Source organism: Ruminococcus bovis (assembly GCF_005601135.1).
GTDB classification, from domain to species: Bacteria; Bacillota; Clostridia; order Oscillospirales; family Acutalibacteraceae; genus Ruminococcoides; species Ruminococcoides bovis.
Window position 1 is genome coordinate 2,010,913 of record NZ_CP039381.1, and the last position, 17,723, is coordinate 2,028,635.

General features: G+C 35.7%; 15 protein-coding genes. 14 read left to right on the forward strand and 1 reads right to left on the reverse strand.

Annotated elements, in window-relative coordinates; genetic code table 11:
• Positions 1-6 precede the first annotated feature (6 nt).
• The 14 genes from thiS to E5Z56_RS09565 all read left to right on the forward strand — a co-directional run bounded on the left by thiS (position 7) and on the right by E5Z56_RS09565 (position 16,459).
• On the forward strand, positions 7-213 hold the full coding sequence (gene thiS / locus E5Z56_RS09500) for a sulfur carrier protein ThiS (RefSeq protein WP_138157579.1): 207 nt from the start codon (positions 7-9) through the stop codon (positions 211-213).
• A complete protein-coding gene (thiF, locus tag E5Z56_RS09505; RefSeq protein WP_138157580.1) occupies positions 213-1,022 on the forward strand; it encodes a thiazole biosynthesis adenylyltransferase ThiF in 810 nt (269 codons plus the stop codon). Before thiS ends, thiF begins: the two co-directional genes overlap by 1 nt.
• 21 nt (positions 1,023-1,043) lie before the next feature.
• Complete coding sequence (locus tag E5Z56_RS09510) at positions 1,044-1,454, forward strand: M67 family metallopeptidase (protein WP_138157581.1); 411 nt, start codon at positions 1,044-1,046, stop codon at positions 1,452-1,454.
• Between the two features lie 11 nt (positions 1,455-1,465).
• Positions 1,466-2,377: an NAD(P)/FAD-dependent oxidoreductase gene (locus tag E5Z56_RS09515; RefSeq protein ID WP_138157582.1), complete on the forward strand. Its 912-nt coding sequence runs from the start codon at positions 1,466-1,468 to the stop codon at positions 2,375-2,377.
• Between the two features lie 23 nt (positions 2,378-2,400).
• Positions 2,401-4,080: an adenylyl-sulfate reductase subunit alpha gene (locus E5Z56_RS09520; protein WP_138157583.1), complete on the forward strand. Its 1,680-nt coding sequence runs from the start codon at positions 2,401-2,403 to the stop codon at positions 4,078-4,080.
• The gene (locus E5Z56_RS09525; RefSeq protein WP_022504950.1) at positions 4,064-4,378 is read left to right on the forward strand and encodes a 4Fe-4S dicluster domain-containing protein; all 315 of its coding nucleotides are present in this window, start codon (positions 4,064-4,066) and stop codon (positions 4,376-4,378) included. Before E5Z56_RS09520 ends, E5Z56_RS09525 begins: the two co-directional genes overlap by 17 nt.
• A gap of 20 nt (positions 4,379-4,398) precedes the next feature.
• Positions 4,399-5,298: a sulfate adenylyltransferase subunit CysD gene (gene cysD, locus E5Z56_RS09530; protein WP_022504949.1), complete on the forward strand. Its 900-nt coding sequence runs from the start codon at positions 4,399-4,401 to the stop codon at positions 5,296-5,298.
• The gene (locus tag E5Z56_RS09535) at positions 5,298-6,989 is read left to right on the forward strand and encodes a sulfate adenylyltransferase subunit 1 (protein WP_138157584.1); all 1,692 of its coding nucleotides are present in this window, start codon (positions 5,298-5,300) and stop codon (positions 6,987-6,989) included. Before cysD ends, E5Z56_RS09535 begins: the two co-directional genes overlap by 1 nt.
• A gap of 353 nt (positions 6,990-7,342) precedes the next feature.
• The gene (locus E5Z56_RS09540; RefSeq protein ID WP_138157585.1) at positions 7,343-8,077 is read left to right on the forward strand and encodes an isochorismatase family protein; all 735 of its coding nucleotides are present in this window, start codon (positions 7,343-7,345) and stop codon (positions 8,075-8,077) included.
• A gap of 103 nt (positions 8,078-8,180) precedes the next feature.
• The gene (locus tag E5Z56_RS09545; protein WP_138157586.1) at positions 8,181-10,259 is read left to right on the forward strand and encodes a hydantoinase/oxoprolinase family protein; all 2,079 of its coding nucleotides are present in this window, start codon (positions 8,181-8,183) and stop codon (positions 10,257-10,259) included.
• Positions 10,260-10,292: 33 nt separating this feature from the next.
• A complete protein-coding gene (locus tag E5Z56_RS09550) occupies positions 10,293-12,074 on the forward strand; it encodes a hydantoinase B/oxoprolinase family protein (RefSeq protein WP_207668585.1) in 1,782 nt (593 codons plus the stop codon).
• A gap of 66 nt (positions 12,075-12,140) precedes the next feature.
• Positions 12,141-14,312 (forward strand): cytosine permease, encoded by a 2,172-nt coding sequence (locus E5Z56_RS11710; RefSeq protein WP_175405446.1) that lies wholly within the window; start codon positions 12,141-12,143, stop codon positions 14,310-14,312.
• A gap of 85 nt (positions 14,313-14,397) precedes the next feature.
• Positions 14,398-15,270 carry a DMT family transporter gene (locus E5Z56_RS09560; protein WP_138157587.1) on the forward strand — a complete coding sequence of 291 codons (873 nt, stop codon included), beginning with the start codon at positions 14,398-14,400 and terminating at the stop codon, positions 15,268-15,270.
• Positions 15,271-15,283: 13 nt separating this feature from the next.
• A complete protein-coding gene (locus tag E5Z56_RS09565; protein WP_138157588.1) occupies positions 15,284-16,459 on the forward strand; it encodes an isochorismatase family protein in 1,176 nt (391 codons plus the stop codon).
• Positions 16,460-16,498: 39 nt separating this feature from the next.
• On the opposite strand, the gene E5Z56_RS09570 is transcribed toward E5Z56_RS09565, so the two are convergent.
• Positions 16,499-17,686, reverse strand: a complete 1,188-nt coding sequence (locus E5Z56_RS09570; RefSeq protein WP_175405447.1) for an FtsW/RodA/SpoVE family cell cycle protein — start codon at positions 17,684-17,686, stop codon at positions 16,499-16,501.
• Between the last annotated feature and the right edge of the window lie 37 nt (positions 17,687-17,723).

Sequence of the window (17,723 nt, forward strand, 5' to 3'; positions counted from 1 at the left end):
AATATAATGGTTATTACAGTAGCAGGAAACAAGAAAGAAGTAAAAGACGGCCTAACAGTTGCACAGTTAGTTATTGATGAAAAGGTAGAAACACCTGAATATGTAACTGTAACAATCAACGATGAATTTGTTGAAAGTGGCACATTTGAATCAACTGTCCTAAAAGATGGAGATACAGTTGAATTTCTATACTTTATGGGAGGTGGACAGTAATGGCGTTTACTAACGAACAGATTGAACGTTATTCACGCCATATCATCCTAAAAGAAGTTGGTGCAAAAGGCCAGAAGAAACTTCTTAACGGTAAGGTGTTGATTATCGGTGCAGGTGGCTTAGGTGCTCCTGTAGCAATGTACCTAGCAGCAGCCGGTGTAGGTACAATCGGTATTGCAGATGCTGATGAAGTTGATTTATCTAACTTACAAAGACAGATTATCCACGCAACTAAGGATGTTGGCAAACCAAAGGTTCAGTCAGCTAAGGAAACAATGGAAGAAATGAACCCTGATGTAAAGGTTATTACTTACCATACATTTGTTACAAGTGAAAACATTATGGACCTTATTAAGGACTATGACTTTATTATTGACGGTACAGATAACTTTCCGGCAAAATTCTTAATTAATGATGCCTGTGTAATGGCTAAAAAGCCTTTCTCACATGCCGGTATCATTCGTTTCAAAGGTCAGCTAATGACTTATGTACCCGGTGAAGGTCCATGTTACAGATGTGTATTCAAGAATCCACCACCAAAGGATGCGGTTCCAACTTGTAAACAAGCCGGTGTTATCGGTGCAATGGGTGGTGTTATCGGTAGCCTACAGGCTATGGAAGCAGTTAAGTATCTACTAGGTGTTGGTGACTTGCTAACAGGTTACCTACTAACTTATGATGCATTAAAGATGGAATTTAGAAAGGTTAAGCTACCACAGGATACTCATTCTTGTGCAGTATGTGGTGACCACCCAACTATCACAGAATTAATCGACTACGAACAAGCTGAATGTGATGGTGTATTATAATTTATAAAAATTGAGGTTGTTATGATTAAACTATCAAAATCAGATTATAATAAAATACTAGACCATGCTATTAAGGACTTGCCTGATGAGGCTTGTGGCTTAATAGCCGGTACAGTTGAAGGTGAAGACAAAATCATTAAGAAGGTTTACCTTCTAACAAATATTGACCATTCCAACGAACACTTTTCTCTTGACCCAAAGGAACAGTTAATGGCTGTTAAAGATATGCGTCAGAACGGATTTGTGCCACTGGGCAATTGGCACAGTCATCCTGAGTCACCTTCAAGACCTTCTGAAGAGGACAAGCGTCTTGCATATGATAGCAAGGCAAGTTATATGATTCTTTCATTAATGGATAGAGAAAACCCTGTTTTAAACTCATTCCATATTGAAAACAATACTTCACAAAAGGAAGAACTTGTGATAGAATAATTGGAGGACTTATGTACGATATAGTTATTATAGGTAGTGGACCGGCAGGATTATCTGCTTCTGTATATGCAAAAAGAGAAATGCTCAATTCAATAGTAATAGAAAAAGAATTTATGGGCACAGGTCAAATTGCAGAAAGTGACCGAGTTGATAACTATATAGGTCTTTATGGCGAAAGTGGTTATGACCTTGGAGAGAAGTTTCGTGACCATGCCATAAAGCTGGGTACAGAGTTTGTTGAAGGTAAAGTGGAAAGTATCCTTAAACAAGATAATCACTATAACCTAAAACTTTCAAATGGCGAAAATATAGAAACAAAAACTATTATTTTAGCTACCGGTACAAGCCGTAGAAAGTTGGGAATTAAAGGCGAAAAGGAACTTACCGGTAAAGGTGTTACTTACTGTGCAATATGTGACGGTGCTTTTTATAAGGATTTACCGGTTGCAGTAGTAGGTGGAGGAGATACAGCTTTACAGGATGCACTTTTACTTTCAAAGATTGCCTCTAAGGTGTATTTAATCCATAGACGAGATGAATTTCGTGGAAACAAAATTCTCTCCAAAAAGGTTAGAAATACAGAAAATATTGAACTTGTACTTTCTTCTACACCTAAAGAAATTGTAGGGGAAAATCAAGTGGAGAAAATCATTGTTACTAAAGATAACAGTGATAAAGAAATCATTGTGTCAGGTGTATTTGTTGCAGTTGGCAGTGTTCCAAATTCAGATTTATTAAAAGAACTGGTAAAGTTAGATAATGGCTATGTTGTAGCCTCAGAAGACGGTGTTACCTCAGCAGATGGTATTTTTGTTGCAGGGGATGTTCGCACCAAGAAGTTGCGACAGGTAGTTACAGCAGTATCAGACGGTGCAAATGCAGTAATGTCTGCTGAAGATTATTTGCTAAAAAATAACTTGTAAATATCGGGAGAAGAGAGTTAACTATGAGGATAGAAAATTTACAAACTGATGTTCTGATAATTGGTGGTGGCACTGCCGGATGTTATGCAGCACTGACTATCTCAGAACATAGTGATGCAAAAGTGCTTATTTGTGAAAAAGCACATATCAAGAGAAGTGGTTGCCTTGCAGCAGGTGTTAATGCACTTAACGCTTATATAGTAGAGGGCAGAACTCCTCAAGATTATGTTGATTATGCCAGAAAAGATGCTGACGGTATTGTAAGAGGTGACTTGCTGCTTACAATGTCCGAAAGACTTAATAGTGTAACAGAAAGACTGGAAAAGCTTGGTCTTGTTATTCTAAAAGATAAAGAGGGTAAGTATGTTACAAGAGGTAACAGAAACCTAAAAATCAATGGTGAAAACATTAAGCCTATTTTGGCTGATGCAGTAAATGAATTAGATAATGTTACTGTTCTTAACAGAGTTAACATTACTGATTATGCAGTAGAAAATAACCACATTAACGGTGCTTTTGGTATTGGTATCGAGAATGATACATTCTATGTTATCAAAGCGAAAGCAGTTATTATTGCAACCGGTGGTGCAGCAGGTCTTTATAAGCCTAACAATCCCGGTTTTTCACGACACAAAATGTGGTATCCACCATTTAATACCGGTGCAGGTTTTGCAATGGGTATCAATGCCGGTGCAGAAATGACAACATTTGAGATGCGTTTTATTGCACTAAGATGTAAAGATACAATTGCTCCTACAGGTACATTAGCTCAGGGTGTTGGTGCTAAACAGATTAATTCACTTGGTGAAGTGTATGAAACTAAGTACGGTATTACAACATCTCAGAGAGTTTACGGTACAGTAAACGAAAACCTTAACGGTAGAGGTCCTTGTTATTTACAGACAGAGGGCATAACAGAAGAACAAGACGAATCTTTGCTAAAGGCTTACTTAAATATGGCACCATCTCAAACCATTAAGTGGATTGAAAGTGGCAAGAACCCTAGTCAGCAGAATGTTGAAATTGAGGGTACAGAACCTTACATAGTTGGTGGTCATACAGCAAGTGGCTATTGGGTAGATACTAACAGAAAGACTACTATTGACGGACTTTATGCAGCAGGTGATGTTGCAGGTGGTTGTCCTCAGAAGTATGTTACAGGTGCATTAGCCGAAGGTGAAATTGCAGCACTTTCTGTAGTTGAATATATCAAAGATAAAAATGTTGCTACTATTGATGATAAGGTAGTTGATAACCATATTGATGAGGTAGAAAACTTCCTAAAGGATAAACATTGTAAGTTTACTACAGAGCAACTTGAAGAGGCTATGCAGACAGTAATGGACTCATATGCCGGTGGTATCAAGACAAATTATCGTTTCAATGAAAAGCAACTTGAAATAGCAGATTACAAAATCAAGCAGTTAATGGAACTTTCAAAGGATTTATATGCAGAAGATTTCCAAGAACTTATGTATATTTATGAACTAAGAGAAAGACTTACTGTTTGCAGAAGTGTAATCGCTCACCTAAAAGCAAGAAAAGAAACTCGTTGGCATAGCTTTGCAGAAAATCTTGATTACCCTGAAAAGGATAATGAACATTGGAATAAGTATGTTAACTCTATTCTTGAAGATGGTGAAATTAAGATTATTACAAGAGAATTAGTGGAGGAGGGTACAAACTATGAGCATATCAATTGATAAGGATAAATGTATCGGTTGTGGTAAGTGTAGAAATGTTTGTCCCGGTACACTAATCAAAATGGATGAAAACAAAAAAGCATATATAAAGTATCCAAAAGATTGTTGGGGATGTACTTCCTGTATTAAGGAGTGTCCTGTCTATGCAATTAACTTTTTCTTAGGTGCAGACATTGGTGGTATGGGTAGCAATGTTCATACAGAAAAAGAAGGAGATATTCTCCATTGGATAATCAATAAACCTGATGGCAAAACAATAAACATAGACATTAATCAGAAAGAGTCAAATAAGTATTAAAGAGGAAAGAAGGAAAGATTATGAGTTATGATTCACATCTTGATGCTCTTGAAGCAGAAGCAATTTACATAATGAGAGAGGTTGCAGCAGAGTGTGAAAAACCAGTAATGCTTTACTCAATCGGTAAGGATAGCTCAGTAATGCTACACCTTGCTATGAAGGCTTTCTATCCTGAAAAACCACCATTCCCATTCCTTCATGTTGATACAACATGGAAGTTTAAGGAAATGATTGAGTTCCGTGATAGAATTGCTAAGAAGTATGGCATTGATATGCTGGTTTATACTAACCAAGACGGTGTAAAACAGGGTATTAACCCATTTGACCATGGTTCATCTTATACAGATATTATGAAAACTCAGGCTTTAAAACAAGCCCTAAATAAATACGGCTTTACTGCTGCTTTTGGTGGTGGTCGTAGAGATGAAGAAAAGTCTCGTGCAAAGGAAAGAATTTTCTCATTCCGTAACAAAGCACAGGCTTGGGATCCTAAGAATCAGCGTCCTGAAATGTGGAAACTTTATAACACAAAGATTGAAAAAGGCGAATCAATTCGTGTATTCCCAATTTCAAACTGGACAGAAAAAGATATTTGGCAGTATATTAAGAGAGAAAATATTGAGATTGTTCCTCTTTACTTTGCTGATGTTCGTCCTGTTGTTGAGAGAGATGGCAACCTAATTATGGTTGATGATGACCGTATGCGTCTAAAAGAAGGTGAAAAGCCAATGATGAAGTCAGTTAGATTCAGAACACTTGGCTGTTACCCACTAACAGGTGGTGTAGAATCTACTGCTCATACTCTTGACGAAATTATTGACGAAACATTAAGTGCAGTATCATCAGAAAGAACTTCAAGAGTTATTGACAATGAGGCTGCCGGTAGTATGGAAAGAAGAAAGAGAGAGGGATATTTCTAATGAAAGGTTTACTAAAATTTATTACTTGTGGTAGTGTTGATGACGGTAAGTCTACTCTAATCGGTCATATTCTTTATGACTCAAAGCTACTATATGCAGACCAAGAAAAAGCCCTTGAACTAGACAGTAAGGTTGGTTCAAGAAACGGTAAAATTGACTATTCACTTCTTCTTGACGGTCTAATGGCAGAAAGAGAACAGGGTATCACAATTGATGTAGCATACCGTTACTTTACAACAGATAACCGTTCTTTCATTGTTGCCGATACTCCGGGTCACGAAGAATATACTCGTAATATGGCAGTTGGTGCATCATTTGCTGACCTTGCAGTTATTCTGATTGACGCTTCTCAAGGCGTTCTTGTACAGACAAGAAGACATGCCAGAATTTGCTCACTAATGGGTATTAAGTACTTTGTCTTTGCAGTTAACAAGATGGACCTTGTAAAGTATGACAAAGCTACTTTTGATAAAATCACAGACCAAATTAACGAACTAAAGGCTGAATTAGACCTTGAAAATGTTGTTATCATCCCACTATCAGCTACTGAAGGTGACAATGTTACTGTTAAGTCAGAGAACATTCCTTGGTATGATGGCAAGACACTTCTTGATTATCTTGAAACTGTTGATATTAAGTCATCAGATAACGAAAAAGGTTTCTATATGCCTGTACAGAGAGTATGCCGTCCTGACCATACATTCAGAGGTTTCCAGGGACAGATTGAGTCAGGTGAAATTTCTGTGGGTGATGAAATCACAACACTTCCAAGTAATGAAAAGGCTAAGGTTAAGCAGATTCTTGTTGTTGACAGAGACAGCAAAACTGCAAAGGTTGGTCAACCTGCTACAATTACACTTGATAAGGAAGTGGATGTATCAAGAGGTTGTGTACTAACTAAAGATTCTGAAATCGGTGTATATAAGAAGTTAAAGGCTTCTCTTCTATGGATGGATGATAATACACTAACAGAAGGTACTGACTACCTTGTAAAGCTAGGTACAAAGACTATTCCTGCTATTGTTACAAAGATTGAATATGCAGTAGATGTAAATACTGGTGAACATATTCAGAAGGATGAACTAAATAAGAACGAGATTGCTCTATGTGACATTCTTCTAACAGAGCCAATCGTTGTAGATAAGTTTGATAACCACAAAACTCTAGGTGAACTTATCCTTATTGACAGAGTTACTAATATGACATCAGCTTGTGGTGTTGTAGAAGATACTCTTGAAAAGGCTGATTACGGTTCACATAAGGCATCATTTAAGAATGGTGAAGTTGAAGCCAGAGGCGATATTTTTGAAGAATTCTACTACGACTCAGCTAGTCTAAATGTTCTAAAATATCAGCCTGTTAACAACACTTATTCTGTAGGTGACACTATCCCAACTTCAGGTGAATCTTATAATTATCCTGACAGCTTTGACATTATCGTACTAAGAGATGATGTCGCAGTTAAGGTAAGAGATAAGAAGATTACTGATATTATCCCTGTAGATAAGTATGAGTATTCTGATGTACCTGTAATCAACGGTAGAGGCTTTGAAGTTAAAGCGACTTCTAATGAAGAAATCAAGAATTTCTTAGCTGAATATAAAGCACTTGAAGACCCTAACGATAAGGACTTCTTTACTAAGTGGTTAAAGTTTGATACATACCGTAAGGTTGTTTTCAGCGTAAAGTAAGTTTATCTGTAACAAGAAATTAAGATTATCTGAAAATGATTATTTAAAAACGGATTATCTAATAATTAAGATTATTTTCAATTAAATTGAATAATTGTTTCTCAAAATTGCTGATGTATAATGCATCAGCAATTTTTTATGCCTTGTTTATTTTATAAATAAAACACCTATAATTTATAATATACTAAAAATTATCAGTTTGTTAAGATGTATTATACATAATGCAAGAAAAGAAAAATTTATGTTATTTTGTGTTACCTTTTAGGCTCTTAAAGGGTATTAGCTTGTGAAAGGACAAAACAAGAGTCCTTCAAAAAAGAAAGATAAAGGAAGAGTAAGAAAGGAAGATTTTTATGTCAAACAAGGATTATAAGTTTGTAGACCATTATTCATTCGATGAGGACCTTCTAAAGAAAGCTTTTGCTGAAGCTAGAGAAGTGTACAAAGAACGTGGTTTTATGAGAAAGATGGGCTTTGGTAAAGCACCTGCTATTACAACAGTTGATATGGCAAAGGCTTGGATGTCAGAAGGTCATCCATTCACTTGTGACCATTCAGAAGAAGTTTGTGCTGAGGCTTTAAAAGTTCTTGAAGCAGCTCGTAAAGTTGGTGTTCCGATTTTCCACACAACAACAGGTTTTGTTGGTAAAGAACAGTGGGATCTTCCAAGATGGGATGAAAAAATTCCGGTTAGTACACTTGATATTAACAGTGATTGGATGGACATTGATCCTAAGTTAAAGCCAAGACCTGAAGAACCTGTTATTCACAAGAAATTTGCTTCTAATTTCTTTGGTACTCATTTAGCACAGACACTTAACTACTTAGGTGTTGATACAGTTATTGTTATGGGTGCTACAGCTTGTGCTTGTGTTAGACACACAGTAATGGATTCAACAGGTTATGGTTTCAGAACAATCGTTCCTGAAGGAACAGTTGGTGATAGAGTTCCCGGTGTTGTTGAATGGAACTTATTTGATATGGAAGCAAAATTTGCTGATGTTGTTCCGGTTGATGAGGTTGTTAAGTATCTTGAAGGTATTGACCCATCAGTTTATACTAAACATGCTAGAAAGTTTGACAAATAATTAAAAATTCTTATAATATGAAATATTAGCAGAGACAATGAGGTTTCTATCTAGAACTTTGTTGCCTCTGCTTTTTTTGTTTTTGAAATGGAGTGATTGAGTTATGAAGAGAATCGGCGTTGACGTTGGTGGTACATTTACTGACTTTATCTATGTTGATGATGACGGTAAAATCGAGGTGTACAAAACTTCTACAACACCTCATGACCCATCAATCGGTATGATGGAAGGTATTAATGCAGTTTGTGACAAACTTGGAATTGAACATAGCGAAATTGATGAAATATTCCACGGCACAACTATTGCAACAAATATGGTTCTTGAACATAAAGGTGCAAGAGCCGGTATGATTACAACAAAAGGATATAGAGATATTATCCATATTGCCAGACACAAGAGACCTACTAACTTTTCAATTGTAGAAGACATTCCATGGCAGAAATACCCGGTATGCCAGAGAAGAGATAGATATGGTGTAGAAGAAAGAGTTGTTTCTCCTAATGGTGATGAACTTATTCCTCTAAATGAAGAAGAAGTAAGACAAGCTGTTAGAAAGATGAAGAAAGATAAAGTAGAAGCTATTGCAGTATGTTTCTTGTTCTCTTTCTTAAATCCTGCCCATGAACAAAGGGTAAAAGAAATTATTAAGGAAGAATACCCGGAAGTATATATTTCATTAAGCTCTGAAGTACTCCCTCAGTTTAGAGAATATGAAAGATTTACTACAACCGGTCTTAATGCATATATCGGACCTACAACTTCACGATATATTAAACAGCTCCGAAAGACTCTTGTTGAACAGGGATATACAGCTAATGTGCACTTAATGCAATCATTTGGTGGTGTTGCATCAGCAGAAGCTGCCCAGAAAAAGCCGGTTAATCTTCTTTTATCCGGACCGGTTGGTGGTGTTCTTGGTGCTATCTGGACAACTAAATTAACAGACATCAACAATGTTATCACTCTTGACATTGGTGGTACATCAGCTGATATTTCTGTTCTTGCTGACCTAAAACCAAGTATGAAACACTTGCTAGACACTAAAGTCGGTGGCTATGCTGCTATGGTACCTATGATTGATGTTGGTACAATCGGTGCCGGTGGTGGTTCAATGGCATATATTGATGAAGGTGGATTCTTTAGAGTAGGTCCACAGTCAGCAGGTGCTGTACCGGGTCCGGCTTGTTATAATCGTGGTGGTGAAGAACCAACAGTTTCTGATGCCAATATTATCCTTGGCAGATTAGGTACAAAGCTACTTGGTGGTAGAATGGAAATCAAGCCTGAATTAGCTGAAAAGGCTATTATGAGCCGTATCGGTGAACCACTAGACAAAAACCTTGATGAGGCTGCACTTGGTATTATTGATATTATGAACAACAATATGATTCAAGAAATTGAAAAGGAAAGTGTTCGTAGAGGTTTTGACCCAAGAGAATTTGCTTTATTTGCTTGTGGTGGTGCCGGTTCACTTCATGCTTGTAGTGTAGCCAGAGAGCTTGGTATGAAACAGGTTGTTGTACCTCTAAACCCAGGTGCTTTATGTGCAGTTGGTCTTGTTAATACTGATTTGATGTATGACTTCTCTAAGACAGAAATGCAACTTGCATCAAATGTTGATTTAGAGTCACTTAAGAAAGACTATGCTTCCCTTGAAAAGAAAGCTCACGATAGACTTATTGAAGATAATATGTCAGAAGACGAAATTGTTATTCAGAGAGTTGCTGACTGTAGATATGAAGGTCAAGGTTATGAAATGCGTGTACCTGTTATCGGTGGTGAAGTAACAGAAGAAACAATTGAAAAAATGAAAGAATCTTTCCATATTGCCCACAAAAAGCAGTTTGGTCGTTCATATAGACAAGTTGACATTGAAATTGTTAATATCCGTGTAATTGGTACAGGTGAAATCGAAGACCTAGAACCAATTAAAATTCAGAAGAGTTCCGGCAATATTGAAGATGCAGTTGTTGACGAAAGAATGGTTACATTCAAGGTTGACGAAAAGCCGGTTAAAATGTCAACTAAGGTTTATGACAGAACAAAGTTTGGTGCCGGTGATGTTATTAACGGTCCGGCTATTATCAACCAGATGGATACAACTATTGTTGTTGAACCGGGCTGTGTAGGTCGTGTAAACGATTACGGTATTATTGTTATTGATATTAATGTTGAAGAATAAGCATTGATAAATAACAGGAAAGGAAGATTTTTTATGAAAAATGTTATTGAAGGTTTAAATATTCCTAGAGTAAAAGTTGATCCGGTTACTTTACAGGTTCTTGGTGGTTCATTTAAGATGATTGCACAGGAAATGGGTATGGTTCTATATAGAATGTCATATTCAAGTATCATTCGTGAATCAGAAGATATTGGTGCCGGTATTGTTGATACAGTTGGTCGTCAGCTTTGTGAAAGTGAAAGTACACCAATGCATGTTGGCTCAATCGGTGGTAATGTTAAAGGTATCTTAACAAGATGGAAACTTGAAGATATTCATGAAGGTGATATTTTCATCCACAACCACCCATTCCATGGTACTTCTCATTCACCTGATATTCATATTTGCATCCCTATTTTCTATAAAGGAAAATTAATCAGTTTCTCTTGTGTTCAGGCTCACTTGCTTGATAATGGTTCTCATACACCCGGTATGGATGTATTTGCCAGAGATGTATATGCTGAAACAAGAATTTATTATGGCTTAAAGCTATATGAAAAGGGCAAGAGAAACGACCAGCTATGGCAGATGATTCTTGATAATGTTCGTACTCCGTCAATGAACGAAAACGACTTAAAAGCTATGATTGCTTCAGCTAAACATGGTATCAAGCGTTTTACAGAACTACTTGATAAATACAGTGTAGAAGTTGTATTTTCTGCTATTGAAGATTGGATGGATTATTCCGAGAGAATGTTGCGTAGTGCAATTAGTAAAGTACCTGACGGCACATATTATGCAGAAGGTTGGTTGGATAATGACGGTAAGCACCTTGATAAAATGCTTAAAGTTTGTACAACAACTACTATCAAGGGAGACTCAGTAACAATCGACTTAACAGGTAGTGCAGATGAAGTTTATACAGCGTTTAATGCTTCTTTTGAAGGTACAACAAAAACTTCAATTAACTACATTATGCATGCATTATTCCTTGATGATGATATTTATGAACAGTACATTCCTCAGAATGACGGTATGGCTAGACCTGTAACAATTATTGCTCCTAAGGGTTGTATCTTTAATCCTAACTTCCCAAGAGCAAGTTTCTCAAGATTTAATCAGGCTAATTTACTTGCTGACTGTGTAATGCGTTCATTAGCAGGTGTTATGCCGGAAAGAGTTTCAGCCGGTACATCAGCACATATTCACTTTGTAAGTTACAACGGCTTTAATAAGTCTAAGGGTGAATATTGGGTTTATCTTGAAGTTGATGAGGGTTCATATGGTGGTCGTTATGGCAAAGATGCTATTGACTCTTGTGATGCACTTGTAGCCAATACAAGAAATGTTCCTATTGAGGAAATTGAGTGGCACTATCCATTAAGAGTTGAAAGATATGAACTTAACCCTGCAAAGGTTGCTCCCGGTAAGTGGAGAGGTGGTCTTGGTATCGTAAGAGAAACAAGATTTTTACAAGAAGGTACAGTTACTTGTGAAGGTGACCGTCACAAAGAAGCTCCTAAGGGTATCTTTGGTGGTTATGATGGTACATCAGCAAGTATGACTAAGAACCCTGATTCAGATAATCCTAAGTCATTGGAATCAAAACTATCTGATGAAGAATTTGCAGCCAACGATGTTTTGCAGATTTGTACTCCTTGTGGTGGTGGCTACGGCAACCCACTTGAAAGAGATCCTGAAATGGTGCTTGGAGATGTTCTTGACGACTTTACAACAGTTGAGGATGCTGAAAAATCTTATGGTGTTGTAATTGATACATCTACAATGACAGTTGATGTTGAAAAAACAACAGCTCTAAGAAACTCAATGAAATAATTTTTATAAACAAGGGTGTTTACATTGGTATTCACCCTTGTTTTTGTTTATTGGGGAGTGAGAGAAATGTCAAAGGAAAGAGAAAAAGTAAAAGAAATGGGAAAGTCTTCTCTTATTTCTGAAGATATACTTCCAATAACCTCTAGCAAAAGAACCTTAGGTGGACTTGGTTTTGCTAATATTTGGATTGGTATGGCAATCGTAATTTCAGTTTTCAGTTTTGGTGCTAGTGGTATTGATGGAATGAATATTTGGGGTGTTATGTCTGCTACATTAGTAGCAAATATAATCATTGCAGTAGTTGGTAGCTTAACCGGTGATATTGGTGTTGAACATGGTATTTCCTTTGCTACTTATCTAAGAGCCCCATTTGGTACAGTTGGTGTTCATCTGCCGGCTATTGCAAGAGGTATTGTTGCTTCTTGTTGGTTTGGTATTAACACCTACATTGGTTCAACAGCAATTAACTACTTTACACTTGCTCTGTTTGGAATAGACAACTGGTTCTTGTGGTTTATTATTTTTGCAATAGTTCAGATTGGTAACACAATGCTTGGTCTAAAAGGTATTGATAAGTTTGCATCATTTGCAGCACCTTGTATTATCCTAATTACTTGTTGGATGTTTTATAAGGTTAACAACATTGCAGTAATTAACAATGTTTCAATCTTTGGCTATAAGCCACCACACCCATCAGCAACTTGTTGGATTACAACAATGTGTGCCAATATTGGTATGTGGGCAGCACTTGCAGCTGATATTCCAAACTTTACACGAAGTCTAAAGTCCACTATGGGTGAAAGAAATTGGCTAAAGCGTAACCGTAACAACTGGATTCCACAGTTTGCAACCTTACCTATTATTGAAACTTTCATTGCAGCTATTGGTGCTATTTCCTACCTAACAACAGGCAACTGGAATCCGGTTGAAGTTATTCAGTCACAAGCTAAAGGTGTAACACTTATTATCTTACTGATAATGGTTATCTTAGCACAGTGGTCAACTAATACAGCAGCTAACCTAGTGCCACCGGCAATGTGCTTTACAAATGCCGGTGCAAAGTGGAACTTACCATATAAGGTAGCAGTATTAATTGCAGGTTTAATCGGTGTTTGTGTAATGCCTTGGGAAATCCTAGATCAGCTTTATACTTACCTAGGATACTTTGGTTCATTCTTATCAGCATTAGCAGGTATTATGCTTTGTGATTATTATGTAATCCGTCACAGAAGGTTAAATGTACTTGATATGTTTAAGTCAGATGGTCAGTATCGTTACCACAAAGGTTTCAATATTGCAGGTCTTATAGCTTGGATAGCAGGTACAATAATTGCAAATGTATTTTCTGATTATGGTTATTTGTTTGGACTACCAACAGGTTTCTTAGTTTATTTACTTCTTATGAAAACTTGGTATCTAAAGAAATTCCCTCAAGCAGAAGTTACCTCTAACTATTCAGAAGAATTTCTTGGAATGTCAGTGGGTCACGATTGGGTAGTACCCGGTTACGAAAAGTTTGCCGGTGTTATTCCTGATATTGATTCTTCTTTGGTAGAAAATGTAAATGTTTCTTCTTATCATGGTGGTACAGAATACGAAAATGCTACAGGTCATAAACTTGTAATTACATTTGGTAGAGAATATGGCAGTAGAGGTAAAGATTTTGCAGCTTTACTTGCTAAACGGCTGGATATACCCTATTACGATGAAGATATGATTAAACTTGCAGCACAAAAACTTAATGTTTCTGAAACTGTTTTGGCAGAGGAAGAAGAAACACCGAGAAGTGAACTTAAGACAGCACTTACAAAAGGTGGTATGTTTGCAGCTAAAGAATATGAAGGCTCAAATGTAGATAAAATGTTTATGGTACAGTCCCAAATTATTTTGGAACTGGCTAAGAAATCGCCTTGTATTATTGTTGGTAGATGTTCAAACTATGTTCTTGAAAATGCCAAGATACCAACAATAGATGTGTTTGTTGCAGCAAATCTTGAAGACAGAATCAAGAATATAATGAAGCGAAAGCACTTGTCCCATGAAAAGGCAAAGAACCACTTAATCAAAAAGGAAAAGTGCAGAGAATCATATTTCAATTACTATACTTCCTATGAATGGGGTAAACCTCAGTATTATGACTTGTGTGTAAATACAAGTAGTATGGATTTAGATGATTTGGTTGATCATGTAGAATCTTATATTAATACGAATATAAGTAATCATATTGGAAAAAAGTAATAGATATAAAGGCTAAGGAGAATTTTCTAAAGGAAGGTTCTCCTTATAGCCATATCATAAATAAAATGAAAATAGAGGAATTGTTATGAGTTCAATTTTTATAATTATTGCAGGTATATTGTGGGGGATAATTTCAGTATTTGTCACAACTCTAAAGTCAATAGGTTTTTCTTCAATGGAAGTAGTAGCCCTAAGAGTTATCTTTTCAGCAATTATTCTAGTAATATACCTACTAGTTACTGATAGAAGTAAATTAAAAATAAAGCTAAAGGATATACCTCTATTTTGTGGTACAGGTATTTGTAGTATAGTGTTCTTTAATTTTTGTTATTTTCAGTCAATAGAAATTATTGGTGGTGCAGCAATTCCGGCATTGTTGCTTTATACTGCTCCTATATTTGTTATGTTTATGTCACTGTTTTTATTTAAAGAAAATATAACAGTAAAGAAAGTAATTTCACTTTTAGTAACTATTCTTGGAATGTGTTTTTTGACAGGTGTATTTTCAGGAAAAGAAACCATTACATTAGAAGGTTTTTTATATGGTTTAGGTGCAGGTTTTGGGTATGCACTTTACAGTATTTTCGGAAAGCTTTTATTGAAAAAATATGACTCTATGACTATCACAACATATACATTTGTTGTAGCATCTGTAGCAGTAATTCCATTTTCAGGAATAATCAAAGACTATAATTTAATGCTAAATACAGAAAGCCTTTTGTGGTCACTGGGTCTAGCTTTAGTATGTACAATTTTACCTTTTATTTTATATACAAAAGGTCTACTGAAAGTTGAGGCAGGTAAAGCATCTATCCTTGCAACAGTAGAACCATTTGTAGCAGCAATAATTGGTGTAACAGTATTTAGCGAAAGTATAACAGTAGAAAAAATTATAGGTATGGTTTTAATTTTATTTGCAATCGTACTTTTAAATATAAATATAAGAAAAGCAAAGTAATGGAGGTATTTGTATGGATATAAAGAATGTTATCAATCAGTATTACGATATGGTTCATAAAATTGCTTATAGCAAAACTCAAAATGTTAATGATGCTGACGATTTAACACAAGAAGTATTTTTAAAATATCTTCAGTCAGACAAAAAGTTTGATAGTGATGACCATATTAAGAATTGGCTAATCAGGGTTACAATCAATACCTATTTACATCAGATTTCATCAGGTTGGAACAAAAACACAACCTATATGACAGACGAACTTCTTGGTGCTATGGAGGGTGCAAATTCTAACTTTTCCTATGAAGACAACTATGTTGTTGAAGATGATATTTATGATATAATAAAAACTCTACCGGACTCAAACAGAAATGTACTGTGGAATTTTTATTACAAAGATATGAGTATAAGACAAATTGCACTTAACGAAAACAAAACAGAAAGTGCAGTGAAAATGTTACTTTCAAGAAGTAGAAAAGTTCTAAGAGAAAAGATGGAACAAAGACACCTTATCTCAGAAAAACTATTTATTTCTGTTGATAAACAACTTAAAAATTACTTTAAGGCTTACGAACAAAAGTACATAGAAAGTGGCAGAATTTATACCCATAGAAAACCTATCAAGAACATTTGCGTTGTAATGGTGGATATGGCAAATGGTTGGACAAAACCGGGTCATCCATTTGCTTGTGATATAGGCAATACAGTTGTAAATGCAAGGAAAATTTGTGATGCAATACGCAAAACAAATAAACTTCCGTTAATGTTCACAAAAACTTGTTTCCATAAAAAAGGCAAAGAAAAATTAAAACTAAATGGTAGAAAAATTCCGGCAGAAAACCTTGAAGTGGAAAATTATTGGACAGAAATTGATGATACTCTTGATGTACAAGATTGTGAAATGGTAATGACAAAGTACTGTATGAGTTGCTTTGGCAAACCTGAATTTGAAAAGTATCTTCAAACTATGGATATAGATACTATAATGATTGCAGGTGTAACTGCTTCAGGTGCAATTAGATATACTGTAATGGATGCCCACTGTAGAGGTTATAATGTTATTGTAGTAAAAGATGCAATAGCCGATAGAATACCCGGTGCAGTGTATTGGAATTTGTTTGATATGGAAATGAACTTTGCCAAGACTATGTCAACAGATAATGCAATTAAATTAATTGAACAGTATTCATAAGAAAACCTCCCTAATGTGTGTAAACAATAGGGAGGTTTTTTAATCGAAAAATTCATTTTTAAGTAGCAATTTATATTTGCCTGAAAGTTTATCATCAATTTCCATTTTGTTATGGAGATAAACACTTTGTACAAGTCCAACACCAAAGAACATTGACATTGCTGATGTACCACCTTGTGAGAAGAATGGAAGTGTAATACCTACAACAGGCAAGAATCCAAGTACCATCCCAAGGTTTATAATTGTTTGAGTTGTCAGCATACCGAAAAGACCGTAACAAATGCACCTACCGGCAATATCCTTTGATTTTATGGCAATTACAATAATCTTAACCATCAGCAAAATCAGAATTAGTATAAGCACAATACACCCAACAAATCCCAATTCTTCACCGGCTACAGTAAAAATAAAGTCATTTTGTTGTTCAGGTACAATGTTGTTCTGTACTCTAGTACCTTTTCCAATTCCTGAACCGAATATTCCACCGGAAGCAATAGAAACTTTACCTTGATATTGTTGCCAACCATAGTCGGTAAGTGCATTACCGTCAAGGTCAAACAGTGCAAGTATTCTGTTTCTATGTTCATCATTCATTACAAATCTCCAAATAAATGGAATACAAATAATTACTGCACCTAAAGCAATGGCAAAGTACCTTAACTGTACACCGGCAGTAAATGCCATAATAGCAAACATCATTAAGAAAATTAATGCAGAACCGTCATCACCCTGAAAGTGAATAATAACAATAGGTATCATTGCATGAATAAATAAAAGTAATACACCTTTTATATTCTTAATAAGGCCATTTTCCACAGTATAGGCAAGGTGCTTAGAAAAGGTGATAATAAAGCAAATCTTCATTAATTCAGATGGCTGAAATGTCATACCACCCGGTAGTCTAATCCAAGCAGTATCATCAGTACCGGTAACTGTAATACCAAATAAAAATACTGAAACTGCAAGTAGTATCCCAACAATAGCCCAAATGTACCAGTATTTCAAAAGATTAATGTAATCAATAACAGAAAAAATTATTGCTCCCAAAATACCAATACCTACAGCAATAATTTGAGATTGCAAGTAGTTTGAGTCAGTAGCCCTTTGTAAGCTATAAATCAAAATAAAGCTATATACGGTAGCACTTAGTGTTAAAAGCCATAACAACTTGTCTGTATTTGCTATGTAATCTTTAACAGAGTTTATTAAGTTTTTTATCTGTGCCACCACCTTTCTAAAATATTATAATAAAAAAATATGTCAT

Excerpts from the sequence above, each read along its gene's own strand:
- thiS (WP_138157579.1), top strand. The coding sequence starts at position 7 with ATGGTTATTACAGTAGCAGGAAACAAGAAAGAAGTAAAAGACGGCCTA.
- thiF (WP_138157580.1), top strand. The coding sequence starts at position 213 with ATGGCGTTTACTAACGAACAGATTGAACGTTATTCACGCCATATCATC.
- E5Z56_RS09510 (WP_138157581.1), top strand. The coding sequence starts at position 1,044 with ATGATTAAACTATCAAAATCAGATTATAATAAAATACTAGACCATGCT.
- E5Z56_RS09515 (WP_138157582.1), top strand. The coding sequence starts at position 1,466 with ATGTACGATATAGTTATTATAGGTAGTGGACCGGCAGGATTATCTGCT.
- E5Z56_RS09520 (WP_138157583.1), top strand. The coding sequence starts at position 2,401 with ATGAGGATAGAAAATTTACAAACTGATGTTCTGATAATTGGTGGTGGC.
- E5Z56_RS09525 (WP_022504950.1), top strand. The coding sequence starts at position 4,064 with ATGAGCATATCAATTGATAAGGATAAATGTATCGGTTGTGGTAAGTGT.
- cysD (WP_022504949.1), top strand. The coding sequence starts at position 4,399 with ATGAGTTATGATTCACATCTTGATGCTCTTGAAGCAGAAGCAATTTAC.
- E5Z56_RS09535 (WP_138157584.1), top strand. The coding sequence starts at position 5,298 with ATGAAAGGTTTACTAAAATTTATTACTTGTGGTAGTGTTGATGACGGT.
- E5Z56_RS09540 (WP_138157585.1), top strand. The coding sequence starts at position 7,343 with ATGTCAAACAAGGATTATAAGTTTGTAGACCATTATTCATTCGATGAG.
- E5Z56_RS09545 (WP_138157586.1), top strand. The coding sequence starts at position 8,181 with ATGAAGAGAATCGGCGTTGACGTTGGTGGTACATTTACTGACTTTATC.
- E5Z56_RS09550 (WP_207668585.1), top strand. The coding sequence starts at position 10,293 with ATGAAAAATGTTATTGAAGGTTTAAATATTCCTAGAGTAAAAGTTGAT.
- E5Z56_RS11710 (WP_175405446.1), top strand. The coding sequence starts at position 12,141 with ATGTCAAAGGAAAGAGAAAAAGTAAAAGAAATGGGAAAGTCTTCTCTT.
- E5Z56_RS09560 (WP_138157587.1), top strand. The coding sequence starts at position 14,398 with ATGAGTTCAATTTTTATAATTATTGCAGGTATATTGTGGGGGATAATT.
- E5Z56_RS09565 (WP_138157588.1), top strand. The coding sequence starts at position 15,284 with ATGGATATAAAGAATGTTATCAATCAGTATTACGATATGGTTCATAAA.